Below are 25,629 nucleotides of genomic sequence, written 5' to 3'. Positions count from 1 at the left end.
TCTATTTAAATAGCACTCGTGTTATTCGCTCATCGCATCACGCCACAGTTTCTCGACCACGCGCTGCGCCATCAACGCTTGCTCGCCTGCAGTTTCAGGAACCGTCTGATTTGCCACACTTTCAAGGAAATGATGCGCGCAACCGACAAATCCTCGCTGCTCAAGAGTGGTTTGCCAGCCAGGGATTGGGCGATGCACCACGCCACTACCGCACTCTTCACGCCATTCGCGCATATCGGTCACATCATATAAACCACCGTCAGTCACCGCCTGGACCCACTCGCGCTGACTTCCCGCCCGGCGATGCATACTGGTAGTGATTTGCAGATTACCGCTGGCAAAGTGATGTTCAGCAAACAGCATTTGCCCCTGATCGTTGGTCTGCAAGGTGCCGCTTTGCAGTTGTGCTTCACGCCCACCGAGCCACAAGGCCGTATCAACGACGTGCAGGTAATCATCCAGCAGCGTGAAACGCAGATCGTTTGGCCCGACGCTATCTGCACGGTGTTTGTCCATTCGCAACGACGCGCCAGTCGCCAGTTTCGCTTTCAGATCCTGATACAACGGAGAGAAACGGCGGTTAAAACCGACCATTAATGTGCGCTTCTGGCGATGCGCCATTTCTACCAGGCGTTCAGCATCAGCAAGATTTTCAGCCAGAGGCTTATCGACACAAACGTTAACGCCTGCCTGCAATAGTTCGCTGACGACCGCGAAATGGCTGCTGGTAGCGCTGTGAACGAACACCGCGTCACACTGCGCGGCCAGCTCTGAAATAGAGGAAACATAGGGAATACGATACGCATCGCAAACCTTTTGCGCTTTCGCCTGGGTTGGAGAAAACGCCCCCTGAAATATCCAGTCACCCGCTTGAGTTAATACCGGCAGCCACGCTTTTTGCGCAATTCCGCCCAAGCCGACCACGCCGACGCGAAGTTTTGTCATTCATTAATCCCCAAGATGTGCGAGCAGTGAATCCAGGCGTTGCTTAAGCTCGGCAACTTCACTTTCAAGTTGTTCGACGCGGGCCGTTAAATCTTCTGTAGGCAGCGCAGGACTTTGGGACGCAGCCAGTTCAGAGGCGTCAACCTCGCCACTGAAAAGATGCATATAGCGACTTTCACGCTTGCCAGGTTCGCGCGGCAAACGCACCACAAACGGACCATCTTCGCGATTAGCAAGATTTTCGAGCGTCGCTTCAACCTGTGCCATATCGGCAAATTCAAACATTCTGGCGGCGCGTGTGCGTAATTCACCTGGCGTTTGCGCCCCGCGCAGCAGCAAAGTGGTCACAACGGCAACTTCAGCAGCTGAGAGTTTAAGATTGCCAAATTCAGAATTGCAGAAACGTTGCTCGTATTTGGTGACACGGTTGCCAAACCCGCTGAGGGTGCGCAGAAAGTGGCGTTTTACCAGCGAATCCAGCGTGTCCTGAACGTCATGTTCTTTTAATTCCATAACGGGTTCGCGGTTGGTTTTCTGGTTACATGCCGTCACCACGCCGTTCACCGACATCGGATATTGTTCGGGAGTGGTCACCTGCTTTTCCATCAGGCTACCCACAACTCGCGCTTCAACCGCAGTTAACTGATATTTCATTTCTCGTCCTTAACGGCCAGGGGTCCATTCTTTGGTAGTCAATGCAGTCAACACATGGTCGCGCCAGACTCCATCAATCAGTAAATACTCTTTGGCATAGCCTTCTTTTTCAAAACCGAGGCGGGCAAGGAGGTCGCCGCTGCGCTGGTTGTGCGGCATATAGTTCGCCATGATGCGGTGAATATGCTGGCTGCGTTGCATATAACGTATTGCTGTAGTCAACGCTTCAAACATCATGCCCTGTCCCTGCCATTTCTCGCCCAGCGAATAGCCGAGATAACAAGCATGAAAAGAGCCACGCACCACGTTGGAGAAATTGGCAACGCCACGTATTTCCTTTTCTTCTGGATCAAGCAGCGCAAAGTAATAAGCGCTGCCCGTCTTGTGCATCTCACCAATCATGCCCAACCGCGCCTGCCAACCGGAAGGATAGCAATGACTGTCGTCACGAATCGGCTCCCACGGTTTCAGGAACTGGCGGTTTTCAGCGTAATAATCAGCCAGACGCCAGGCATCGCGCTCATACACCAGACGCACCACCAGGCGGTCGGTTGTTAAGCGTACTTTCGGCAGGTTACTGCGGTAGCCAAACATGTTCACCCTACTCCTCACATCCCACATTTTTCTTAGGCAACTTAATTACTATACCTGCGCCTGGCGACGGAAGGAAAACAACAACATGCAGATTTTTCATCAGGTCATACTTTTTTCGATTAATGAGTTCAATCAAAGCGCCAGATTGATAAAAAAATATTGTCACGTGGCTACCTGTCAAAAACCCTGAGAGCAGTAGAGAATAGAAGTTTGTCACACTTTTAAAGTTCCCTGGAGGGGAGATGGCGCGGGTCGCGCAGGCCAGGAGCCTGGGTAAATACTTCTTATTGCTCGATAATATGCTAGTGGTATTAGGCTTCTTCGTGGTTTTCCCTCTTATTTCCATTCGCTTTGTTGACCAAATGGGTTGGGCTGCATTAATGGTTGGCATTGCGCTCGGCCTGCGCCAATTAACACAACAAGGGCTGGGAATATTTGGTGGGGCTATCGCCGATAAACTTGGCGCCAAGCCAATGATCGTCACCGGAATGTTGCTGCGCGCCGTCGGGTTTGCGCTGATGGGTATCGCGCAGGAGCCGTGGGTGTTGTGGCTGTCGTGCTTTATCTCCGCCATTGGCGGGACGTTGTTTGACCCTCCACGTGCAGCGCTGGTGGTAAAACTGGTGCGCCCACATCAGCGTGGCCGTTTCTTCTCAATATTGATGATGCAAGACAGCGCCGGGGCGGTGATTGGCGCCCTGCTTGGAAGCTGGTTGCTGCAATATGATTTCCGTCTGGTGTGTGCTGTAGGCGCCGTGATGTTTGTCATTTGCGCAGGCGTCAATGCCTGGCTGCTGCCTGCTTATAAACTTTCCACTATTCGCACACCAATGCTCGAAGGCATGGGGCGTGTACTGCGTGACAAACGTTTCATCACTTATGTTCTGACGCTGGCCGGTTATTACATGTTAGCGGTGCAGGTAATGTTGATGCTGCCGATTATGGTCAACGAAATTGCCGGGACGCCTGCCGCAGTGAAATGGATGTACGCCATTGAAGCGGCGCTCTCGTTAACGCTGCTGTACCCGATTGCTCGCTGGAGCGAAAAACGCTTTCGTCTTGAGCAGCGTTTGATGGCCGGTTTGTTGCTGATGTCGCTGGCGATGTTGCCGATGGGTTTAAGCAGCAACCTTCAGCAGCTGTTTACCCTGATTTGTGTGTTTTACATTGGCTCCATTATTGCCGAACCGGCTCGCGAAACGTTGAGCGCATCGCTCGCCGATTCACGCGCTCGCGGCAGCTATATGGGGTTTAGTCGGCTGGGCCTGGCGATCGGTGGCGCATTTGGTTACGCGGGCGGTGGGTGGCTTTATGACGCAGGGAAAAGCATTAATCAGCCGGAGCTTCCGTGGGTGATGCTGGGGATTATTGGCATCATTACGCTTTTCGCGTTGTGGTGGCAGTTCAGCACGAAACCTGTTGAACCCTCGATGCTTGAACCGGGCAACTAGTTTGCAGCCCCTGGTATTCTCCTCCATACTCAAAAATTGACGGATTTTTCCTGACGATTGATATGGAGGAGTAACGTGAAGCTTTATATTTACGATCACTGCCCTTTCTGCCTTAAAGCACGCATGATTTTTGGCTTAAAGAATATCCCCATCGAGCTAAAAGTCTTGTTAAACGACGACGAAGCTACCCCGACAAAAATGATTGGCAAGAAAATGGCGCCAATCCTGCAAAAAGACGATAGCCGCTATCTACCCGAAAGCATGGATATCGTGCATTACGTCGATAAACTCGATGGCGAACCGTTAATTACTGGCAGCACTAACGCCGCTATTTCCGAGTGGCTGCGCCATGTGCAGAGCTATGTTCAGCAACTGACGATACCCCGCATTGCGAAAGCGCCATTCGATGAATTTGCCACACCTGAAGCGCGTGCTTATTTCACCAAAAAGAAAGAGGCGATGATCGGTTCCTTTGCCGATCTTCTGACGCACTCACCGGGTCTTATCAAGAAAATCAGCGATGATTTGCGCAAGCTCGATAAACTTATTGTGCAACCCAATGCCGTTAACGGCGAGCTGTCAGAAGATGATATTCATCTGTTCCCGCTGCTGCGTAATCTGACGCTGGTTGCCGGAATTGAGTGGCCAAGCCGGGTTGCTGCCTATCGCGATAATATGGCCAAACAGACGCAAATCAATCTGCTGTCATCCCACGCCATTTAAAGATTGTTCATGGTTTTACGGCGGGTGATTCCACCCGCCTTCATCTTCTGGTTCATAAACGCATTGTGCTGAATAAAAAATTAAGCCTTTTCCTGTAGCACTGCCTGCGCTGGTAGAACATCATGCTTTATGTCAGGATCTGTGATCAAAGCAGCATGTTAAGGAACTCCATGAAAAAGATAGTGTTAGCCGCAGCATTGATGCTGAGCGGATTAGTGGTGGGTTGTAACCAGCTAACGCAATACACCGTCAGCGAGCAGGAAATCAACCAGGCGCTGCATAAACGTAATAATTTTTCTAAAGACATTGGCCTGCCAGGTGTTGCCGATGCTCATATTGTTTTAACCAATTTAGCCAGTGCGATTGGCCGTGAAGAGCCGAACAAAATCACGCTGACGGGCGATGCTAATCTGGATATGACGTCGCTTTTCGGTAACCAAAAAGCCAATATCAAGCTGAAATTAAAAGCTTTACCCACCTTCAATAAAGAGCAAGGCGCTATTTATTTGCAGGAAATGGAAGTGGTAGACGCCACCGTCGAGCCAGAAAAAATGAAGACGATTGTTCAAACCCTGATTCCCTATCTGAATCAGTCGTTACGGAATTACTTTAACCAGCAGCCCGCTTATATTTTGAGTGAAGACAACAGCACAGGCGAAAAACTGGCTAAGAAATACGCTAAAGGGATTGAAGTTAAACCTGGCGAGATTGTGATTCCTTTCACTGAGTAATCGGCTTTCCTGCGGGGAGAACAGCTTCTCCCCCGTGAAAATCTCAACGAAATGGGTGCAAAGCGAAACGTTTGCGCTTATCCTTTGTGCCCGGCATAAATCATCGTTATTTCCTTCCTACGCCGGAGCACTTTCATGACCGTATTACCTCAGGTATTAAAAATTCGCCGCCCAGACGACTGGCATGTTCACCTTCGTGATGGTGAGATGTTAAAAACGGTGGTGCCTTATACCAGCGAAATTTATGGTCGCGCGATTGTCATGCCAAATCTGGCGCCGCCTGTGACAACGGTTGAAGCCGCCATTGCTTATCGTCAACGCATTCTGGATGCGGTGCCTCAAGGGCATAATTTTGAGCCGTTTATGACCTGCTACCTGACTGACTCCCTTGACCCGAACGAAGTTGAGCGCGGATTCAACGAAGGCGTGTTTACTGCCGCAAAACTCTATCCTGCCAACGCAACAACCAACTCAAGCCACGGCGTGACCAGCACCGCCGCGATTTTACCGGTGCTTGAGCGTATGCAAAAAATCGGCATGCCTTTGCTTATTCACGGCGAAGTGACTCATGCAGACATCGATATTTTCGACCGTGAAGCACGCTTTATCGAAACTGTGATGGAACCACTGCGTAAGCAACTGCCAGAACTGAAAGTGGTGTTTGAACACATCACCACCAAAGACGCTGCGCAGTATGTGAAGGAAGGAAACTCCTTGTTGGGCGCGACCATCACACCACAACACCTGATGTTTAACCGCAACCATATGCTGGTTGGCGGCGTGCGCCCTCACCTGTACTGCCTGCCGATTTTGAAGCGCAGCGTTCATCAGGAAGCGTTACGTGAGCTGGTTGCCAGCGGATGCGACCGCGTGTTCCTTGGCACGGATTCGGCCCCACACGCACGTCACCGTAAAGAAGCGAGTTGTGGTTGTGCAGGCTGCTTTAACGCTCCTTCGGCACTGGGCGCTTATGCGACCGTCTTCGAAGAAATGAATGCAATGCAGCATTTCGAAGCGTTTACGTCACTGAATGGCCCACGTTTCTACGGTTTACCGGTTAACGAAGAAACCATCGAACTGGTGCGTACTCCGGTACAAATGCCAGAAATCATTGAGACTTCTGACGATAGCATCGTACCTTTCCTTGCCGGCGAACAAGTCAACTGGTCAGTAAAATAATAAAATTTAATGCCCCCTGTTGCATACCTGAGAATATAACTGTATAAATATCCAGTATATTGCACAGAGGGCTATTATGCGTATTGAAGTCACTATTGCCAAAACTACATCTCTGCCGCCAGGCGCTGTTGATGCGCTTGCCAATGAACTCTCACGCCGTATTACCCAGTATTATCCTGAAGACGAAAGCCATGTTCAGGTGCGTTATGCCGCTGCTAACAACCTTTCAGTGTTAGGGGCCAGCAAAGAAACTCGCGATCGTATTAGCGAAATATTGCAAGAGACCTGGGAAAGCGCTGACGACTGGTTTGCTGCGGATTAAAAACCATCCTGGAAGTGGCAAATTCAATGTTGTACCGCTGCTTTCATACCATCACCAAAATAATTTTCCCTCGTTATTTTTTATGCCGGGTGTCGCCATCCGGTTTTTTTATTGTTTAAATTTCACTCTTTAAATATTTCCCATTCCCGATCACAACTCAGATTTCACTGATATCAACAAACATCCTTCTGCTTAAAAATCGTCCAAATACACGCTTTTATGTAAAAATTGTGTTGCAGGGTATTTATTTCTCCGTCGAATTAGCTTAATCATTGATATACTTAACTGGCTTCACATTAAACAAGCATTAAACCTCGCGAACCGTTGTCTTAAACACACGTATAAAAGGGGTTATGATGGAAAAAAATAGTGATGTTATCCAGACCCATCCCTTAGTCGGATGGGACATCAGCACCGTAGATAGCTATGACGCGCTGATGCTTCGCCTGCACTACCTGACCTCGAATACGCAAAAGAACGACGAAACTGAAATCGGTCAAACTTTATGGCTGACCACGGATGTTGCCCGGCAATTTATTTCTATTTTAGAAGCCGGCATTGCTAAGATTGAATCTAGTGATTACCAGGTAAACGATTATCGTAAGCATTGATTGCCGATGCTACCCAAATAACGCAAGGCACCGTTGAGGTGCCTTTTTTATTATTCAGGCCTCGCTTAATTGTCAGCCCGCGAGGAATTAATTACTCTGCTGTATAATTTAATTTTTGCCAGAGGGAAGAAAAAGCACCATGCATTATGACCTTATCATTGTCGGTAGTGGTTCTGTCGGCGCAGCCGCCGGGTGCTATGCCACTCACTCCGGTTTAAACGTGTTAATGATTGATAGCCACCATCCTCCCCACCAGCAAGGTAGCCATCATGGCGATACACGTCTGATGCGCCACGCTTATGGTGAAGGGGAAAAATATGTCCCGCTGGTGTTACGTGCACAAAAGCTTTGGGATGCGTTGCAGGAGATCAGCGGTGAGAAAGTGTTCCATCGCACGGGCGTGATTAATCTCGGGCCAAAAGATTCAGCGTTTATCTCCACGGTACAAAGCAGCGCGCAAAACTGGTCATTGCCGCTTGAGACGCTCACAGCCCAGGAAGTGATGACGCGCTGGCCGCAAATCACGGTCCCGGAACAGTATCTTGGCCTGTTTGAGCCAGATTCTGGCGTATTGCGTAGCGAGCTGGCGGTGAAAACCTATATCCGTCTGGCAAATCAGGGCGGTTGCGCACAACTATTTAACTGCCCGGTGACGGACATTCGCCATACTGCTGAAAGAGTCGTGGTTCAGACGCCAGAAGGTGAGTTTACCGCTGATAAACTGTTGGTCAGTGCCGGAACCTGGGTCACAAAATTGCTGCCTGAATTGCCGGTGACGCCAGTGCGTAAAATCTTTAGCTGGCACCAGGCTGATGGACGCTATAGCGAAAGCAATAACTTCCCCGCATTTACCGCCCAATTGCCTGATGGCAGCCAGTATTACGGGTTCCCGGCAGGTGAGGATAACGAACTCAAACTGGGCAAACATGATGGCGGGCAGATTATTAGCGAGCCACAGCAACGCAAACCATTTGGCGCCGTTGCCACTGACGGTAGCGAAGTGTTTAACTTCTTACGCCAGATAATGCCAGGCGTCGGGGTTTGTATGCATGGCGCGGCCTGCACATATGATATGTCGCCGGATGAAGATTTTATTATTGATACCCTTCCGGATCATGACAACACGATGATCATCTCGGGCTTAAGCGGGCATGGTTTTAAATTCGCTTCGGTACTGGGGGAAATCGCCTGTCAGTTTGCGCTGGGCAACACGTCGAGCTTCGATCTGAAGCCGTTTTCCCTTTCACGCTTTAATTCATTGAAATAAGCAACATGGGTGGATACGTTTGTATCCACCCACACAGATCACTCAGGATCCGGGATCCCTAATGTGGTGTTCAAAACCCCTCGGGATTTATTGAAAATCTTATTGCCATTCTCACGGCCTGCGCGTCGGCGACGTTGTTCCTCTGGCGTAAGCGCCAGCTCTTCGCGGCAAATGTCACTACAGCAGCCAGCAAACTTCTCAGCACAAGCTGGGCACTGAATAAACAGCAGATGGCAGCCGTCGTTTTTGCAGTTGGTGTGGCTATCGCAAGCTGTCCCACACTGATGGCAGTGGGCAATCACATCATCAGAAATGCGCTCGCCCATACGCTCGTCGAAGACAAAGTTTTTGCCGACAAAACGCACCGGGATACCTTGCTCACGCGCTCGGCGCGCATATTCGATAATCCCACCTTCAATGTGATAAACATTTTTGAAGCCGTTATGCAGCATCCAGGCGCTGGCTTTTTCACAACGAATCCCACCGGTGCAATACATGACGATTTTTTTGTCTTTGTCGTCCTGCAACATATCGACCGCTTTCGGTAACTGTTCACGAAACGTGTCCGCAGGAATCTCCATAGCATCCTGGAAATGGCCCACTTCATATTCGTAATGGTTACGCATGTCGATAAACACAGCATCCGGGTCGTCGAGCATCGCGTTAACATCCGCGGCTTTCAGATAAGCGCCGACATTGCTGGCATCAAATGACGGGTCTTCAATGCCATCGGCAACGATACGGTCACGCACTTTCATGCGCAGTACCCAAAATGATTTTCCATCGTCTTCAAGGGCGATATTCAGACGCACGCCATTGAGCACAGGATGGAATCCGTAAAGTGTTTCGCGGAAGGCATCGACCCGACTTTGCGGAACGCTAATTTGCGCATTGATCCCTTCATGTGCGAGATACACGCGGCCAAAAACATTCAGCGCAGTAAACGCCTGGTAAAGTGCGTCGCGCGTAGCTTGCGGCTCTTCGATAGTGAAATATTTATAGAATGAGATTGTGGTGCGTGGCTCGGTTTCAGCCAACATGCGCACGCGCAATTCATCATTCGATATGCGGTTGTGTAACACTGGCATGGTGTTCGCTCGGCAATCGTTGACAGGAAAAAAGTGGGCTGCATCATAAAGCAATTAACGTTAATTTACATCCCTGTATTTTGCGCTACATTTTCCTCATTTATCTGCAACCGAAACAACAAACGGTGGAATATCAAACACTCTGCTACTGTTAATTTTGGCTGCCTCATATTTAATGTCACAATAGACTTACTCAAGAAGATCCGGCATTTGCCGTCACTATAGGTTTTACATGACGAACTTACCGCAATTCTCGCGCGCTTTACTTCATCCCCGGTACTGGGGAATCTGGTTTGGGATTGGCTTACTTTATTTAATTACCCTGCTCCCCTACCCAGTGATTTACCGACTTGGGCGTGGCCTCGGCAAACTCGCCAGGCGTTTTATGAAACGCCGCGTCAGAATTACCCGTCGCAATCTTGAACTCGCCTTCCCAAATAAAACGGCGGAAGAGCGCGAGGTCTATCTGGATAAAAACTTTGAGTCTGTGGGTCTTGGCCTGATGGAAACCGGCATTGCCTGGTTCTGGCCAACCTGGCGTATTCAGCGCTGGTGCGACGTCAGCGGCGTAGATCAAATCCATGCGGTGCAAAAGGCCAAACGCGGCGTACTGCTCATCGGTATTCATTTCCTGACGCTTGAACTTGGTGCGCGAATGTTTGGTATGAATACGCCGGGCATCGGTGTATACCGCCCCAATGACAACCCCCTTCTTGACTGGCTACAAACCTGGGGCCGGATGCGCTCAAACAAAAGCATGATTGACCGCAAAGACCTTAAAGGGATGATTCGTGCGCTCAAACAGGGCGAAATCATCTGGTACGCGCCAGATCACGACTACGGCCCGCGCGGCAGTGTTTTCGTCCCGTTCTTTGGCGTCGATGAGGCGGCAACCACCATGGGGACATACACTCTTGCACGTATGTCAGGTGCCGCGATTGTCCCTATGGTTCCACGCCGCAAACCGGACGGCAAAGGGTATGAGCTAATTATTCTCCCCGCAGAGTTTTCCCCGCCGCTGGAAACCCCGGAAGGCACGGCAATCTGGATGAACAAAATCATCGAGCAATGCATCATGATGGCCCCTGAGCAATATATGTGGCTACACCGCCGCTTCAAAACACGCCCTGAGGGTGTGCCTGCGCGCTACTAACCTCTCTCTATTCGATTAAGTCATAGGGCGACGCCAGGTCGCCCTAATTCGTTCTAAAATACGGTTTCAGAAACGTTGCCTCCCTGCCGCTTACAGGCGCATAATTAGCAAGGTAATAATTCCTCAGCACATCTTCTTTGCATCGAACTGGAGTTTTATGACTCTCCCCGAGAGCACTAGCACTATCAACTGGAAACGAAATCTTACCGTCGCATGGCTTGGGTGTTTTCTGACCGGCGTCGCATTCAGCCTGGTTATGCCTTTTCTTCCCTTGTATGTCGAACACCTCGGTGTGACAGGCCACAGCGCCCTGAATATGTGGTCGGGCATCGTTTTCAGCATTACCTTTCTGTTCTCTGCGATAGCGTCACCGTTTTGGGGAGGGCTTGCCGACCGCAAAGGGCGCAAAATAATGCTGCTGCGTTCCGCATTGGGTATGTCTATCGTGATGGTGTTAATGGGCTTTGCGAGCAATATCTGGCAATTTTTAGCTCTGCGCGCCTTGCTCGGTTTGTTAGGTGGATTTGTGCCTAATGCGAACGCGCTGATTGCTACCCAGGTCCCCCGTCATAAAAGCGGTTGGGCGCTCGGCACACTTTCAACGGGTGGAGTAAGCGGTGCATTACTCGGGCCAATGATCGGCGGTTTTCTGGCGGATACCTACGGTCTTCGTCCGGTATTTTTCATTACGGCAGCCGTGCTATTTACCTGCTTCGTTTTCACACTTTTTTGTATTCGTGAGCAATTTACTCCAGTTCACAAGAAAGACATGCTGCACGCACGCCAGGTGCTCACCTCGCTGAAAAACCCAAAACTGGTGCTGAGTCTGTTTGTTACCACGATGATTATTCAGGTAGCGACCGGTTCGATTGCGCCAATTCTGACGCTATATGTGCGTGAGCTGGCGGGGAATGTCAGCAACCTGGCCTTTATCAGCGGCATGATTGCCTCGGTGCCGGGGGTTGCAGCATTGATTAGCGCACCGCGACTGGGGAAACTGGGTGACAGAATTGGCCCGGAGAGAATTTTAATTTGTGCGCTGGTGATTTCAGTGCTGCTGCTGATCCCAATGTCGATGGTACAAACGCCTTTGCAATTGGGCATATTGCGTTTCCTGCTCGGTGCGGCTGATGGCGCACTGCTTCCTGCCGTTCAAACCCTGCTTATTTACAACTCCAGCAACCAAATTGCCGGGCGTATCTTTAGCTACAACCAGTCCTTCCGCGATATTGGCAACGTCACCGGGCCGTTAATCGGGGCAGCTGTTTCAGCCAGCTACGGCTTCCGCACGGTGTTTTTAGTCACCGCCTGCGTCGTCCTCTTCAATGCGCTTTACTCATGGATTAGCCTGCGCCGCCCGACCGATCGCGCCCGTATTTTGGAAGATTAATCCTCTAATCCTCGAAGTACGACGAGGATTAAATCTCATACTTGCAACTTTGCAAACAGCGTCAACAATTAACTTGAAAATGCGCTGTAGCGCGCTCCCTGACCTGTAACAAAAGGAGATGAGTATGAGTCTGTATGCGACGCTAGAAGAGGCGATTGATGCCGCACGAGAGCTTTTCCTTGTAGACAACCCTGAACTTGATGAAGAGAGTGCCAGCGTTTCGCAGCTGAACATTCAGAAATACATTCTTCAGGACGGCGATATTATGTGGCAGGCCGAGTTCTTCGCTGATGACAGCGAGGATGGGGAATGTTTGCCGATGGTCAGCGGTGAGGCTGCGCAAAGTGTCTTCGACGGTGACTACGATGAAATCGAGTTACGTCAGGAATGGATTGAAGAAAATACGCTACATGAATGGGATGAAGGTGAATTTCAACTTGAGCCGCCTCTGGATACCGAGGAAGGGCAGACTGCGGCTGATGAATGGGATGAAAGATAACACCTATTCGTAAGGCCCGTGGCTGGCATCAATGGGCAATAATAGCGTATCGAATACCAAAGAAAACGGTAAATCGAGCACGGTAATATAGCGCCATGCGCTGTCACGCACATCCCACTGCACACCGGGGTAATACTGATTACCATGTCCCTGCCCCGGAACAGCACGGCTGATAATACTGCCACACCCGCTCAGCACGCACGCCATCGCTATCACAACCATCATTCTTAACAAATTGTCTCTCCTGTTTTTCCGGCTGAGTATAACCGCCGGTTGCCTGAGCGCAAAAAAATGCCGACCCGAAGGTCGGCATTGATAACGCGTATTTCGCATTACTTCGTCGGCAGAGCCTCAGGGTTCAGGCTCACCGTTTTGTAGCTATCCACCCAGGAGGAATAACGCTCCGGGTTCGACCACACACGATAATGCAGACGAGACATCGTTACCGGGTCACTTAACAGCACCAGACGACGATCGCGATTGAGTTTATCAGGCGTTTCGTTCAGCGCCTGCTCAACGTGACGGTCACGGGCAATTTCCAGCACCTGGCTTGCACGGTGACGCGCAGTAGCCATGGCGGTTGTCAGGGCGTTAAACGACGGGTTAAACACCGCGTGCATAAAGCCATCATCCAGCGTACGGCTGCGGTTGAGCTTCAGGTAGTTGTCGGTATCCACCAGCACCTGCGGAGGAGAATACTCTTCCGGGATCAGGAACAGTTTCCAACGTTTGGTGCGCAAACCGATGGTCGCACGACTCGAAATCACCGATACAAACGGCGACAGAATCAGCGAGAACACGATTGGCGCGAGCCAGAACAGGAAGCGTAAATCCAGCCACGCCATACCCACAGCCCATACCAGACCCAACAGAAGCTGAGAACCGTGGCGCATAAACGCTTCACCCCATGGAGTGGAGTCATCATCACGCTGCGGTGAATTCCATACCACTTCCCAACCGAGGAACGCGCTGACCACAAATACGGTGTGGAACAACATGCGCACCGGAGCCAGCAGCACTGAGAACAGCACTTCAAGCAACAGAGAAGCCGTTACGCGGAAGAATCCACCGAACTCTTTCGAGCCTTTGCACCAAATCAAAATGATGCTCAGAAGCTTCGGCAGGAACAGCAACACCATAGTGGAGGCAAACAAGGCAATCGCCAACTCCGGACGCCACTGCGGCCACACCGGGAACAGCTGGCGCGGTTGCAGGAAGTATTGCGGTTCGGTCAACGCATGCACCACCTGCAAGGCAGTCGATAACGCGAGGAACATAAACCACAACGGCGCGGACAGATATGACATGACGCCTGTCAGGAATACCGCACGGTGAACCGGGTGCATACCTTTTACCAGGAACAGACGGAAGTTCATCAAGTTACCGTGGCACCAACGGCGGTCACGCTTGAGTTCATCCAACAAGTTCGGTGGCAGTTCTTCATAGGAACCCGGCAAGTCATAGGCAATCCACACGCCCCAACCCGCACGACGCATCAGCGCTGCTTCTACGAAGTCGTGCGACAGGATGGAACCTGCGAATGAACCTTCACCTGGCAGTGGCGCTAACGCGCAGTGCTCGATGAACGGTTTAACGCGGATGATCGCATTGTGACCCCAGTAGTGGGATTCACCCAACTGCCAGAAGTGCAGACCCGCCGTAAACAGCGGCCCGTAAACGCGTGTTGCAAACTGCTGGCAACGCGCATACAGGGTGTCCATGCCAGACGCTTTTGGCGAAGACTGAATGATGCCCGCATTCGGGTTAGCATTCATCAGGCGCACCAGGTTGGTCAGGCAATCACCGCTCATTACGGAGTCAGCATCCAACACCACCATGTAGCTGTATTGGTTGCCCCAACGACGACAGAAGTCATCAATGTTGCCACTTTTACGTTTTACGCGGCGGCGGCGGCGGCGATAGAAAATCTGCCCTTCGCCCTGCACTTCGTTAATCAGCTCCATCCAGGCTTTTTGCTCGGCAACACAGATATCCGGGTTGTAGCTATCGCTCAGGATGTAAACGTCAAAGTGCTGCTGTTGGCCCGTTGCTTTTACCGATTCCCACGTCGCGCGCAGACCCGCAAAAACACGGTCTACGTCTTCGTTACAGATAGGCATGATAAGCGCGGTACGGTTCGCCGGATCAATAGGCTCATCGCCGACGGTTGAAGCAGAGATACTGTATTTATCTTTGCCCATCAGCAGTTGCAGGAAGCCCATCAGCGCGGTCCAAAAACCGGCTGATACCCAACAGAACAAAATCGCAAAGAGGATCAAGATGCCGGTTTGCAACACATACGGCAGCAGTTGCATGAAGGACACCCACAAATCCTGGCCGATCATATCGGAAGGATTAATCAGCGCCCAACCCTGGTACGGAAGAATGGTCTTCATGTACCAGGTTGCGACCACAGTCTGAGAAATGGTCAGCAGCAACAGGATGTAACGGCGGATAGTTCCGACGGTACGCCATTTCTGCTCGGCTTCAGCCTCTTCTTTCGACATATAGCGAGGGTTAACTTCACGCCCGCGTAAACGATCCCAGAAACGACCAATTGGGTTGGTGCGCCACGGATCGGGGAACATAGAAGAACGCGTTGCTTTTGGCATCGCCTGCAACTGAGTGCGCCCTTCTTCATCCTCGATCAGCTGTTCACCACCGAGCGATCCGGGCCAGCTCATTTCGAGCCGGGCCTTTACCGAAGCTAAAGGGGAATCATCAGCTCTGTCGTAGTGGTGCCCTTGCGCGTCGAGCGCCTCGTGCACCGCTTGCAGACTCGATGCAGGAAGCGCCGCCTTCTGCTCAGCAGAAAGCGCAAGTGCATCAATGTAATCAGACGCAGTATCAGTAATCTTATTCATTGGCAGGTAGCTGGTAGCTCCAGGTTTCGCTCAACGTTTGGTCACCATTGACCAGCGCTGCACGCATTTCAGTCGGCTTCTTGTCGTCTTTGACTTTCACACGTACGGTCAAACGCCAGCCTTTAGTGACCGGGTTATAACGTACCTGGCTGTCAACGATTTCACCGTTGTCACCAATGCTGGTTTGCGCAGTAACCGGTGTGTCTTGCGGCAGTTTTTTCATGTCCGCACCGATATAATCCACAACAAACGCAATCGTGCCGTCAGGCTGACGAATCAGATTTGACTGTTTCACATCACCTGTTGAGCGACGAGTCTGCGCAACGTATGCGTTATCAGGCGCATGCATTTTGTCTTCATCACGGCTAAAGGTAATGGTGTACTTAAAGTTCATCTCTTTGCCTGGTTCCGGCAGTTGATCCGGTGTCCAGTAAGCAACGATGTTGTCATTGGTTTCGTCATTGGTAGGGATTTCCACCAACTCGACGCGACCTTTACCCCAATCACCTTGTGGCGCAACCCAGGCACTTGGGCGCTGATCGTAACGATCGTCTAAATCTTCAAAGCGAGAGAACTGACGGCCACGTTGCAGCAAACCAAATCCAACTGGGTTTTCTGTCGCAAACGAGCTGACAGCCAGGTGTTTCGGGTTGTTCAGCGGACGCCAAATCCACTCACCGTTCCCGGCATGAATAGACAGACCGTTAGAGTCATGCAATTCAGGACGGAAATTTGTAGCAGGTGAAGGCTGGTTTGGCCCAAACAGGAACATACTGGTCAGTGGTGCCACGCCCAGTTTGCCGACTTTATCGCGCAGATAAACTTTCGACTGCACGTTAACAACAGTGTCACGCCCAGGGGTAATCACAAAGCGATACGCACCCGTTGCACGTGGGGAGTCGAGCAACGCATAAAGGGTCAGCGTTTTATCGCCAGCTTTCGGGCGTTCAATCCAGTATTCACGGAAACGTGGGAACTCTTCGCCAGAAGGCAAAGCAGTATCAATTGCCAAACCACGAGCAGACAGGCCATAAACCTGACCTGAGCCAATCACACGGAAATAACTCGCCCCGAGCATGCTGACAATTTCGTCGTTCTTATCTTTGCTGTTGATCGGATAGAGCACTTTGAACCCGGCAAAGCCGAGATCTTTCACGGTGTCTTTATCGTGTTTTACATTACCGAAATTAAAGTAATCCGGGTTGTACTTGATCTTATGAACCGCTGTTGCTGTCACTTCATTGATAGCAACCGGGGTGTCGAAGTACATACCCTGATGATAAAATTCAAGCTTAAATGGGGTCTTTAACTTGCTCCAGTAGGCTTTGTCATGATTGAACTGGATCTGCTGATAGTCCGCATATTTCATGTCGCGGAAGAGCGATGGCAGATTGCTTTTCGGTGCTTCGTAGCTTTTGCCCGCTAATGTTTTCGCTTGTTTTGCGACATCATCGATGGTGAAGGCCCAAACCGAGGTGGTATAAAGTGACAGCATTACAGCGGCACCAAGCCCACACATTTTCATCATTTTTAGTTTATGTTTCATATTAACCAGCACATCCCCCTTTGTGTGCTTAAATCAATCCAATCCATTTTAATGGAAACTTCTGCTTTCCGACAACCAATTACCCGCATTGTTCAGCGCGCCGGCTCAGCCTTTAAGCAAAAAAAGACAACTGCTTACGCTTTCAGAGTGCATCCAGGAGACAGGATGTCACGGTTAGTGTAGGGTTGCCACGGAATTGATACCGTTCGGGACTTCAAGCCTATTGGGATATGTTCTTAAGGATAAGGCGATTCGTCCGATAATGTCTGGAGTATTATGAGTAAAGCACCACAGCAACGCGAGTTTTTCCTGGATTCAATTCGGGCCTGGTTAATGCTTTTAGGCATCCCGTTCCACATCTCGCTCATCTATTCAAGCCACCAATGGCACGTCAACAGCGCCGAAGCCTCATGGGGTTTAACCCTTTTCAATGACTTTATTCACGCCTTCCGCATGCAGGTGTTTTTCGTCATTTCAGGCTATTTCTCTTACATGCTTTTTTTGCGCTATCCGCTTAAACGCTGGTGGAAAGTGCGCGTGGAGCGTGTCGGTATCCCGATGTTAACCGCCATTCCGCTGCTAACTCTGCCGCAATTTTTAATGCTGCAACATGTGAATGATAAAGCCAAAAATTGGCCCGGCCTGACCCCTTACGAAAAGTACAACACGCTGGTTTGGGAACTGGTTTCTCACCTGTGGTTTTTATTAGTGATGGTCGTGCTGACTACCGTTTGTTTATTTTTGTTTCAACAAATGAAAAAACGTCTGGCTGATACCTCAGAAAATAATCAATCCGCAATCACTTTAGGAAAGCTCTCAATCGCGTTTCTGGGATTCGGTATTTTATACGGCGCCATTCGCCGCACGATTTTTATTATTTATTCGCCAATTTTAAGCGATGGTTTATTTAATTTCGTGGTCATGCAAACGCTGTTTTACCTGCCATTCTTCATGCTTGGTGCGTTAGTGTTTGTTCGCCCGCAGCTAAAAGCGCTGTTTACCACCCCTTCGCGATGGTGCGCGATGGGTGCAGCCCTCGCCTTTGTCGCCTACTTGCTCAATCAGCGCTATGGCAGCGGCGATGCGTGGATGTATGAAACAGAAAGCGTGATTACGATGGTGATGGGCTTGTGGATGGTTAATGTGGTGTTTTCACTTGGTCATAAATTGCTTAACTTCCAGTCAAAGCGCGTCACCTATTTCGTCAATGCCTCGCTTTTTATTTATCTGGTGCACCATCCGTTAACGCTGTTTTTCGGCGCATACATCACGCCGCACATTCATTCAAACGCGCTGGGCTTTATAACCGGGCTCATTTTTGTCGTGGGAATTGCCGTCGTGCTTTATGAAATCCACCTGCGAATTCCCTTGCTGCGCTTCTTGTTCTCCGGCAAACCGCAGAATGTGGCGGTGAAAGTTTCGTAGGTCGGATAAGCGCCAGCGTCATCCGACACAAATTTCACAGTAGCCACTCAATCGGCAACCTGTAAACCAATCTCACCAACACCCGCTGCCAAAAGCGGGTGTGCGGTTCTTTCTTCCAGACAAACTCTTTGCCATCGCTAGTTTCAACCCAATTCACCCTTCCCCAGCGATCTAAACGCAGCGCCCATGCAGCTTCTTTCTGGCTCTGAGTAAAGCGTTGATGAATATTTTTCGCCAGCGCCTCACTTTCAATCACAAAACCCATTTCGGTATTAAGCATCGCGGAGCGCGGGTCAAAATTGAACGAGCCAATAAACACTTTTTGCTTATCGACGCTGAAGGTTTTGGCATGCAGGCTGGAACCTGAATTACCGGTTAAGCCGCGGTCACGCAGCCTGCGCGGATTATCATTTTCAGGTTTTAATTCATAAAGTTCGACGCCGTGGCGCAGGAGCTTTTTTCGCCAGCGCGCATATCCCGCATGCACGACAGCAACATCGTTGGCAGCCAGCGAGTTCGTCAGAATCGCGATTTTCACTCCTTTACGCACCAGGCCTAATATTTGCGCTACACCGGCGCGAGTTGGCACGAAATAGGCGGAAATAATGTCTATTTCCTGCTCCGGCATACCTATCACATTCATCAGGCGCTGGGGTAATAGCGTGTGGTTACGCGCCCTTCCCTGCCCTTTACGCGGGTCATCGCTCAGTAAACGCGTCTTTGCCCAGTACATTTCAAGGGTTCGGGAAACCAGGTTAGTCGCAAACTGGCTGGTTGTGAGTCTATCAAGATAGCGTCGCGCCTTCGGGTCATCACGCCAGTCGTCAGGAAGCTGCACACGGTTATGCAAAACATCGGGGTCAACATCCAACACTTTTTCCAGCGTCGAGACGCACTGGCTGTTCCAGTAGCGTTCAAAATCCTGACTCACCTCGCCGACAACAGGGCCGATAGCCAACACATCTAAATCTGAAAATAGCGGTTGTTTACCCACGCCAAAGTAGGCATCACCCACATTGCGGCCACCGATAATCGTCGTTTCGCCATCAACGGTGAACGACTTATTGTGCATTCGGCGGTTGAGCCGGGCAAAATCAGTCAGATAACCGATGGCGCGAAACAGGCGAAATGAAAAAGGATTAAACAGGCGGACTTCAATCTGCGGATGAGAATTGAGTAATTTTAAAATGTCATCCAGACCATTGGTGTTGTTATCGTCGAGCAACAAGCGAACCTTAACGCCGCGCTCTGCCGCCGCCAGTAACGCGCTAAATAACAGCCGCCCCGACATATCGCCCTGCCAGATGTAGTACTGGATATCGAGGGTTTTTTCCGCCATACCGCACAGTAAATAACGTGCTGCAAATGCGTCAAGGCTATCAGCAAGCGGATGGATACCGCTCAGACCTGGGTGCTCAGCAAGCGTGGGGGTGATCGCCTTTCCCAGGCGCGTACCGTGATGGTTTTTCACATTAAAGCTGTGCAAGTCGTTGCTGATAGATACGGGTACTTTCATCGTCAAAGCAGACAAAAATCACCTGTTCCGGCAACGGACGCAGGCCGATATAACGATAAACGGTATCAATGGCTATTTTTGCGGCCTCATCTTTAGGGTAGCCGTAGGCGCCGGTGCTGATCGCAGGGAAAGCAATCGAGCGATAACCATTGGCAGCGGCTAAGTCCAGGCAGTTGCGATAGGTTTGCTCAAGCAATTGGGCTTCATGTTTTTCGCCGCCGTGCCACACAGGGCCAACGGCATGAATCACGGCTTTAACAGGAATATTTCCGGCTTCAGTAATCACCGCATGGCCGGGTGCACACTCGCCTTGTTGCTGAACGATCACTTTGCAGGCAGCCAATAATGCCGGACCTGCCGCGTGATGAATCGCCCCATCAACTCCGCCGCCCCCCATCAGGGATGAATTCGCCGCATTGACAATCACATCAACCTCGACGCGGGTGATATCACCTTGTATCACCGACATTCTTTCACTCATTGGGAAATCTCCAGTTAGTCTTTGATAGTAGTCTAAACTTACCGAACAGCAGACGTATATCACTTAATCATTGATTTCCTGCTAGCACTCTAAGCGCCATTTTGTTGCCAGGAAAAACTCCCCATAAATTAATCTGATGATACAGATAAATTCCATGCCATTTTTCTGGATTATTTCCTCTCGCATGCCGCAAGCTCGAAAATGATAATATGTTATCTCTGATGATTATCCCCAAACTGCCACGGGTGATATTTTGACCGCATTGAATCTTCCCTGAATTTAACGCTAATTTAAGAGAGTAACTTATGATCAGTGCAGCCCATGCCCGCGATGTTATTTTCATCGAGCCTTTCATTTTCTTCGCCATTATTGGGATGGCAGCCTGGGGGGGGATCGTAAAGCGAATTATGATCACTCAGAAAAAAAATTCGCGAGTCGGTATTAAGGTTTACCTGCAGCAAATGGTGGTATCCATTTTCAGTGGTTTAATATTAAGTATCATGGTCCTGTCCAGAAATGCCTCTGATGACAGAGTATTAATTGTTGCTGGTTTAGGCGGTGTTTTTTCCGGGCCAATATTGACTATAATCAGCAAGAAAATTAATACCTTAATAGAAAATCTAAACCCAACCGTGAAGAAATCATAATCACCTTTAGCGAAAAAAAAAGTGGGCACTCAATGAGTGCCCACTTAATTTTACCGGTCATTAACCCACCAGCAAACTCTATTATTTACAAGCCTTCAGTTCTTTCCACTGTGACCATTCCCCAGTAAATTCAGGATTCCCTGGTTCATTATTTTGTGTCCAGTAATTCGCGAGATATGTCTTACCTTTCCAGTTAACCTGCTCACCACCATAATAAATTTTGGAAGCGTTCCAGTTATTCGCACAAGTGGTTGTTGCGCCTTCATCCGGGAGCGGTTGAACTTTAGGTATGACTGTCAGGGTATAACTTGCCACACTGCTTTTCTTGCCATCGGAAACGGTTAACGTAAATTCATAATCCTGCTTTTTCGTTACCACAGGTGCCACAAAGTTCAGTGAATCCTGATTTGTGGTGCCAAGGGTTGAGCCATTGGGTAACAACCAGCTGTAGGTGAGTTTGTCACCGTTCGCATCACTGGAATCTTTGGCATTCAGCGTCACATTCGCCTGGCTTTCAACTTCACCGATTGGCCCGACTAACTTCGCGACAGGAGCAACATTGGTGTCGGTTGGTTGTGTTGGTTCATCAGGCTGGACAGGTTCTGGCGGTGTAACTGGCTCTGGTGGCGTTACCGGTTCTTCTTTACCGTTGTCATCAACAATTTTCACGTTAAAGAAGTGCTGTACACAGCGTTTGTAGTCACCCTCTTTGAATGCGGAGAATGGCGTCTGGTATCCGACTAACTGGCAAGAGTAGGTCTGCCCAGATGGCGTGTCAGGATTCCATCCCCAATCCTGTTCCCAGTATTGAGGCAGAGCACCGGAACCGCCTTCATCGAACTGCTTCATGTTTTTACAACCCAGCACTTCATCAGCGGCGATTGGCACCTTCAGGTATTCCGCTTCGCTTTTGTAGTAAGAGATGCGGTTTTCACCCTGAGCAATCTCCGTTGGGCCACCACATTCAACACCGCCATTAATGATTTGGATAGTCACCCCAAACCCTGGGACCAGGCCGTTTTGTTTGTCGTGCTCGTTAGGTTTCCAGGTGCCGTCGATAACATGCAGCATGCTCGGTTTTGGTGCCTGAGGAGTTACAAAGAAGAAGACTGCGCTGGCAAGGTTCAGCCAGGTATCGGCCACCATTTCAGGTTTATCCAACAGCGTGCGGACCGTGCCGAACATGGCGTCAGAGAACGGGCCGTAGTTGTAGTTATACGAAAGTTGTTTTGCGCCACGGCCAAAATAACTGACGAAATCACCGTCTTTATCTTTACCGCATGGCCACGTCTGCCCTTGCCAGACATCCGGGTTACATTCGCCGTTATAGCCACCCTTCTGCCCTTCAACCCAGCCCATTTCGCGCAGATAGACCAGACCCTGGCGCCATACGGCCTCAGGCCGCCAGTCTTCGTGCCCACCCGTTTCCTGAGCAAAGTGGGCAAACATCGTCGCAAGCACTTTACGGCAAATAGCATCCGAATCACGTCCATCGGTATAAGTGCCGCACACCGCAGGGAATTTACCGATCGCTTTTATAAAATTGGTGTAGCTGTATTGTGGGTCGCGTAGTGGGAAAATATAATCCCATTTCTCGCTATTCAGAATACTTTCAACACGCTTTACGTTGGCGGGATTAGAAGCAAGCCCTGGGGCTATTTTTTCGACGGAGTCATTATCCAGAGTACGAATAGAGGCTTTAACCTCCTGCATCAAAGGGTCTTGTGTAAGTGAGGTTTCTTTTTTAACAATATCACTTTCTTTTATGACATAGGGTTCGGTGGTATCAGCAGCCATTGCTGTATTAATACTAACCATTAAACACCCTAATGTAATCATATTAAGCATAAAAACCGGTTTGATTTTACGCATAACTTCACCTTATTTAATTTGAAAGTAAAAGCCCTCATTATTTCTCAACCCAGCAACCTTTCACTTTCAGCGAGAAATAGATGAGCGGGTGCCAGGGAAAAGTAATTTAAGGAACAAAAGCATTACCGGATATCACACTGGCATAATAACGATAACATCCTGCTAACTTTTACGATCAATAAAAAACAATCATTATGGTTCATAAAATTTATATTCAGATATCACTATAAAACATTTTATATAGATAAACATCATCAGGGGATAACTCGCGCTCCTCCTTTAAACGTTCATTTTTTAAAATAAAATTACTTACGACAACTCATTTGCTTCAGATAGGATGTAATCTTCTTGATTTCATGTTCTTTAACATTCGAAGATAAATAATTTATATATAGATCTGTTTTCCGTGCTATTAAGCCAGAAGGAAGTTCGGCAATAACAATACACCGACCACGATTTTTGATGAAGTGCTCTGCAAATTTTCGTGGAAACAAAGCTAACATATCGCTGTTTTCTAATGCTTTAATAACACTATCGATAGAAGATGAGCTATAACGTTTTTTAACCACACCGCTATAAGGTACATCAACGCTGTGCACCTGGCTAAAAGTCTCTTTACTTTTCTGCGCAAGACGGCAATTATATTCCACATGAGGAAATGAATAATAATGAGTTAAGGTGATCTCTTTTTGTTTAGCAAGCAGACTATTAGCACCGCAGATAATCACAAAATCATCAACTGAATCTATTTTTTGATTCACCACTCGATCATCTGTTAAACATGTCTGCCCGACGACAACATCAATCTTTGATTGCAACAAATATTGGGTGAGGTCTTCATCGCTAAACACAAGATGATTGGCAAATTCAAATGGGCAAACCGACTCGTCTTCGAACTGCGATAGCTCGTTGAAGTAATAATCTTCCGTGACATCTGAACAAATGATTCGTAGCGGTGAATCGTTGCGCTGGCCGATTTTATTGCAGTGCATCACATCCTCGATAATCGTGATCGCTTTCACAAATGAATCGTGGATTTCCAGCGCCATCGGGGTAGGTTTTAAACCCTGCGTGGTACGATAAAAAAGATCGTCACCTAAATGAAGTTTAAGTTTATTAATTAACAAACTTACCGCAGAAACTGAGATGTTTAAATTTTTAGCTGCCCTTGACAAACTTCCTGAGATTATGACTTCATTCATAACCTTGATCAAATTATAATCAAATCCCGTTGATTTATTACCTGCCATCGTGAACTCCATATATGATGAATGAGCACTAATTTTCTAGACGTTTTAAAATTAGATAAAGTGAAATGTTTTCTTTATTTACAACTCTTCAATTATTAAATCTAAAAGCAGCAATGCCAATGCATTAAGACTCATCTGATTGACAACCCCCAACCAGATGAGCAATAAAAATAAAATCTTATTTTTTATCACCAAAAGTGATTAGTATTATTAAAGTAAGTTATACCCTCCATGTCACGGTGCAGCTAAACTCACTCGTTCTTTCATCCACCCATAAATAAATGATTCATTTTTCACTCTGCTTTCAGCTAACTCCAGATAGTGTTGCCCTTGTGAACAATTTAGAGAAAGCAGCATAACGCCTTCACCCTCTTTACCTCTTTTTAGCAAAAAAGCATTGAGCGCATTTAAGGTTGCTGGCCCAATATTGCCATCAACAATAATATCTGGATAATACGCGCCTTGGTTGTTATAGGCATTTAACCAGCGTTGTAACCATTTAATCCCTACAACCGGCCCCATATTTGTACCTGTATCACACAGCTCATAGGCAAGAGCAGGTGATATTTTGTCTATCTTATTAAATCCGGGCAGGTACCAATAATTTTTCTCCAGAATCGTATAGGCATCCTCACGAGAAAAATTTTTCATATCACCACTATATCCAAAATCTCGCGCTGTTTTTTCGGTAATACCCCAACGTGTCGCACCTCCAGAATCGTTTGGATGGTTTACATAATTACCTTCTTTCTCTAAAACCGCATTGATAACCGGATTAACAGACATGATAAACCTCCCCAGATAACGGAATGGCGATAAGTAATATAAATTGATATTTATATTTCCATTGTGTAAACAGAAGTTAGATTAAGAATGTACTGGCAATAATGAGCAGTATACCGATAAATACTCCCGCATAAACCCAGCGATTCAGGAGGTACCTTTTTTCCTTTTTCTCTACAACCTCAATATGAATACTCGAACTCACCCTAATACCTGATTTAGGTACAGTGATAAAGAATTCATCAATCCCCAGGGTTTTCAAATCGCGTCGAATTAAATATAACGTTTGAGTCAGGCTTGCATCGCTGGTGAACTTGCTCCGTTCCCCCCACAACGCCTGTGCAATCGCCACTTTATCAATAACTTCATCGGCTGCATGCTGAATGATATACGCAAGACACCGTGCACGCATGAAGGTCAGCTTGATAGTAATATTGCTACGCAGTTTTTTTAATTCTTTCGTTTCTTCATTAAAGATAAATTCATTGTTAATTAGATAGACAGTCATCATTTTCACCACTCCAGGGGATGTGTTCAATATCACAGATAAAAAACGATTCATCTTTGGGTTAAAGCGTATCCGGTTTTCTATTTTTCACCACAGCCAGGCTATGTATTATTTCTTATTTTGCATGGAA

General features: G+C 48.6%; 25 protein-coding genes. 12 read left to right on the top strand and 13 right to left on the bottom strand.

Annotated elements, in window-relative coordinates; translation table 11 throughout:
- Positions 1 to 21: 21 nt before the first annotated feature.
- Genes M2371_RS08875 through rimJ form a run of 3 tightly spaced genes read right to left on the bottom strand, consistent with a single transcriptional unit; the run spans position 22 to position 2,193 of the window.
- Positions 22 to 945, bottom strand: a complete 924-nt coding sequence (locus tag M2371_RS08875) for a Gfo/Idh/MocA family protein (protein ID WP_172894861.1) — start codon at positions 943 to 945, stop codon at positions 22 to 24.
- 3 nt (positions 946 to 948) lie between these two features.
- Positions 949 to 1,599, bottom strand: a complete 651-nt coding sequence (locus M2371_RS08870) for a YceH family protein (RefSeq protein ID WP_034494500.1) — start codon at positions 1,597 to 1,599, stop codon at positions 949 to 951.
- Positions 1,600 to 1,608: 9 nt separating this feature from the next.
- Positions 1,609 to 2,193 (bottom strand): ribosomal protein S5-alanine N-acetyltransferase, encoded by a 585-nt coding sequence (gene rimJ, locus M2371_RS08865; protein WP_115629602.1) that lies wholly within the window; start codon positions 2,191 to 2,193, stop codon positions 1,609 to 1,611.
- Between the two features lie 242 nt (positions 2,194 to 2,435).
- Here rimJ and mdtH point away from each other — a divergent pair, with 242 nt between their 5' ends.
- The 7 genes from mdtH to solA all read left to right on the top strand — a co-directional run bounded on the left by mdtH (position 2,436) and on the right by solA (position 8,477).
- A complete protein-coding gene (gene mdtH / locus M2371_RS08860; RefSeq protein ID WP_034494495.1) occupies positions 2,436 to 3,644 on the top strand; it encodes a multidrug efflux MFS transporter MdtH in 1,209 nt (402 codons plus the stop codon).
- A 75-nt stretch (positions 3,645 to 3,719) separates the two neighbouring features.
- A complete protein-coding gene (grxB, locus tag M2371_RS08855) occupies positions 3,720 to 4,367 on the top strand; it encodes a glutaredoxin 2 (protein ID WP_034494493.1) in 648 nt (215 codons plus the stop codon).
- Between the two features lie 170 nt (positions 4,368 to 4,537).
- Positions 4,538 to 5,098: a lipoprotein gene (locus M2371_RS08850; protein WP_034494492.1), complete on the top strand. Its 561-nt coding sequence runs from the start codon at positions 4,538 to 4,540 to the stop codon at positions 5,096 to 5,098.
- A 135-nt stretch (positions 5,099 to 5,233) separates the two neighbouring features.
- Positions 5,234 to 6,277 carry a dihydroorotase gene (gene pyrC, locus M2371_RS08845; RefSeq protein ID WP_259267485.1) on the top strand — a complete coding sequence of 348 codons (1,044 nt, stop codon included), beginning with the start codon at positions 5,234 to 5,236 and terminating at the stop codon, positions 6,275 to 6,277.
- Positions 6,278 to 6,353: 76 nt separating this feature from the next.
- Positions 6,354 to 6,599 carry a DNA damage-inducible protein I gene (gene dinI, locus M2371_RS08840; protein WP_034494488.1) on the top strand — a complete coding sequence of 82 codons (246 nt, stop codon included), beginning with the start codon at positions 6,354 to 6,356 and terminating at the stop codon, positions 6,597 to 6,599.
- 356 nt (positions 6,600 to 6,955) lie between these two features.
- Positions 6,956 to 7,210 (top strand): biofilm formation regulator BssS, encoded by a 255-nt coding sequence (gene bssS / locus M2371_RS08835; RefSeq protein WP_034494486.1) that lies wholly within the window; start codon positions 6,956 to 6,958, stop codon positions 7,208 to 7,210.
- 139 nt (positions 7,211 to 7,349) lie between these two features.
- The gene (gene solA, locus M2371_RS08830; RefSeq protein WP_259267484.1) at positions 7,350 to 8,477 is read left to right on the top strand and encodes an N-methyl-L-tryptophan oxidase; all 1,128 of its coding nucleotides are present in this window, start codon (positions 7,350 to 7,352) and stop codon (positions 8,475 to 8,477) included.
- Positions 8,478 to 8,515: 38 nt separating this feature from the next.
- Here solA and M2371_RS08825 read toward each other — a convergent pair whose 3' ends face one another.
- Complete coding sequence (locus tag M2371_RS08825) at positions 8,516 to 9,565, bottom strand: rhodanese-related sulfurtransferase (protein WP_259267483.1); 1,050 nt, start codon at positions 9,563 to 9,565, stop codon at positions 8,516 to 8,518.
- Between the two features lie 232 nt (positions 9,566 to 9,797).
- Between M2371_RS08825 and M2371_RS08820 the strand changes: the two genes are divergently transcribed.
- The 3 genes from M2371_RS08820 to M2371_RS08810 all read left to right on the top strand — a co-directional run bounded on the left by M2371_RS08820 (position 9,798) and on the right by M2371_RS08810 (position 12,607).
- Positions 9,798 to 10,718, top strand: coding sequence for a Kdo(2)-lipid IV(A) acyltransferase (locus M2371_RS08820; protein WP_172894871.1), 921 nt, complete (start codon positions 9,798 to 9,800; stop codon positions 10,716 to 10,718).
- A gap of 157 nt (positions 10,719 to 10,875) precedes the next feature.
- Positions 10,876 to 12,108 (top strand): multidrug efflux MFS transporter MdtG, encoded by a 1,233-nt coding sequence (mdtG, locus tag M2371_RS08815; protein WP_172894873.1) that lies wholly within the window; start codon positions 10,876 to 10,878, stop codon positions 12,106 to 12,108.
- Positions 12,109 to 12,232: 124 nt separating this feature from the next.
- On the top strand, positions 12,233 to 12,607 hold the full coding sequence (locus M2371_RS08810; RefSeq protein WP_034494480.1) for a MysB family protein: 375 nt from the start codon (positions 12,233 to 12,235) through the stop codon (positions 12,605 to 12,607).
- Positions 12,608 to 12,610: 3 nt separating this feature from the next.
- Here the strand turns inward: M2371_RS08810 and M2371_RS08805 are convergent, their stop codons facing one another.
- The 3 genes from M2371_RS08805 to mdoG all read right to left on the bottom strand — a co-directional run bounded on the left by M2371_RS08805 (position 12,611) and on the right by mdoG (position 16,999).
- The gene (locus M2371_RS08805) at positions 12,611 to 12,832 is read right to left on the bottom strand and encodes a YceK/YidQ family lipoprotein (RefSeq protein WP_172896146.1); all 222 of its coding nucleotides are present in this window, start codon (positions 12,830 to 12,832) and stop codon (positions 12,611 to 12,613) included.
- A 107-nt stretch (positions 12,833 to 12,939) separates the two neighbouring features.
- A complete protein-coding gene (gene mdoH / locus M2371_RS08800) occupies positions 12,940 to 15,471 on the bottom strand; it encodes a glucans biosynthesis glucosyltransferase MdoH (protein ID WP_172894876.1) in 2,532 nt (843 codons plus the stop codon).
- Positions 15,464 to 16,999 carry a glucans biosynthesis protein MdoG gene (mdoG, locus tag M2371_RS08795; protein WP_115631858.1) on the bottom strand — a complete coding sequence of 512 codons (1,536 nt, stop codon included), beginning with the start codon at positions 16,997 to 16,999 and terminating at the stop codon, positions 15,464 to 15,466. Before mdoG ends, mdoH begins: the two co-directional genes overlap by 8 nt.
- Positions 17,000 to 17,293: 294 nt before the next feature.
- Here mdoG and mdoC point away from each other — a divergent pair, with 294 nt between their 5' ends.
- A complete protein-coding gene (gene mdoC, locus M2371_RS08790; RefSeq protein ID WP_259267482.1) occupies positions 17,294 to 18,442 on the top strand; it encodes a glucans biosynthesis protein MdoC in 1,149 nt (382 codons plus the stop codon).
- Between the two features lie 34 nt (positions 18,443 to 18,476).
- Here mdoC and M2371_RS08785 read toward each other — a convergent pair whose 3' ends face one another.
- Together M2371_RS08785 and ymdB are read right to left on the bottom strand one after the other, a co-directional pair.
- Complete coding sequence (locus tag M2371_RS08785; protein ID WP_404979387.1) at positions 18,477 to 19,964, bottom strand: phospholipase D family protein; 1,488 nt, start codon at positions 19,962 to 19,964, stop codon at positions 18,477 to 18,479.
- Positions 19,915 to 20,439, bottom strand: coding sequence for an O-acetyl-ADP-ribose deacetylase (gene ymdB / locus M2371_RS08780; protein ID WP_172894881.1), 525 nt, complete (start codon positions 20,437 to 20,439; stop codon positions 19,915 to 19,917). The genes M2371_RS08785 and ymdB overlap by 50 nt, the downstream gene beginning before the upstream one ends.
- A 305-nt stretch (positions 20,440 to 20,744) precedes the next feature.
- On the opposite strand from ymdB, the gene M2371_RS08775 reads away from it, so the two are divergent.
- The gene (locus M2371_RS08775) at positions 20,745 to 21,086 is read left to right on the top strand and encodes a phage holin family protein (RefSeq protein ID WP_172894883.1); all 342 of its coding nucleotides are present in this window, start codon (positions 20,745 to 20,747) and stop codon (positions 21,084 to 21,086) included.
- An 81-nt stretch (positions 21,087 to 21,167) separates the two neighbouring features.
- Here M2371_RS08775 and M2371_RS08770 read toward each other — a convergent pair whose 3' ends face one another.
- The 4 genes from M2371_RS08770 to M2371_RS08755 all read right to left on the bottom strand — a co-directional run bounded on the left by M2371_RS08770 (position 21,168) and on the right by M2371_RS08755 (position 25,502).
- The gene (locus M2371_RS08770; RefSeq protein ID WP_404979386.1) at positions 21,168 to 22,934 is read right to left on the bottom strand and encodes a glycoside hydrolase family 19 protein; all 1,767 of its coding nucleotides are present in this window, start codon (positions 22,932 to 22,934) and stop codon (positions 21,168 to 21,170) included.
- A 329-nt stretch (positions 22,935 to 23,263) separates the two neighbouring features.
- Positions 23,264 to 24,208, bottom strand: a complete 945-nt coding sequence (locus tag M2371_RS08765; RefSeq protein ID WP_259267481.1) for a LysR family transcriptional regulator — start codon at positions 24,206 to 24,208, stop codon at positions 23,264 to 23,266.
- Between the two features lie 234 nt (positions 24,209 to 24,442).
- Positions 24,443 to 24,994: a glycoside hydrolase family 108 protein gene (locus tag M2371_RS08760; RefSeq protein WP_259267480.1), complete on the bottom strand. Its 552-nt coding sequence runs from the start codon at positions 24,992 to 24,994 to the stop codon at positions 24,443 to 24,445.
- A gap of 76 nt (positions 24,995 to 25,070) precedes the next feature.
- The gene (locus M2371_RS08755; protein WP_232062473.1) at positions 25,071 to 25,502 is read right to left on the bottom strand and encodes a transcriptional regulator; all 432 of its coding nucleotides are present in this window, start codon (positions 25,500 to 25,502) and stop codon (positions 25,071 to 25,073) included.
- Positions 25,503 to 25,629 lie beyond the last annotated feature (127 nt).

This window comes from Buttiauxella sp. BIGb0471 (assembly GCF_024807715.1).
Classification (GTDB): Bacteria; Pseudomonadota; Gammaproteobacteria; order Enterobacterales; family Enterobacteriaceae; genus Buttiauxella; species Buttiauxella agrestis.
Note: the sequence above shows the minus strand (reverse complement) of the source record. Positions and strands in the feature narration are given on the sequence as shown.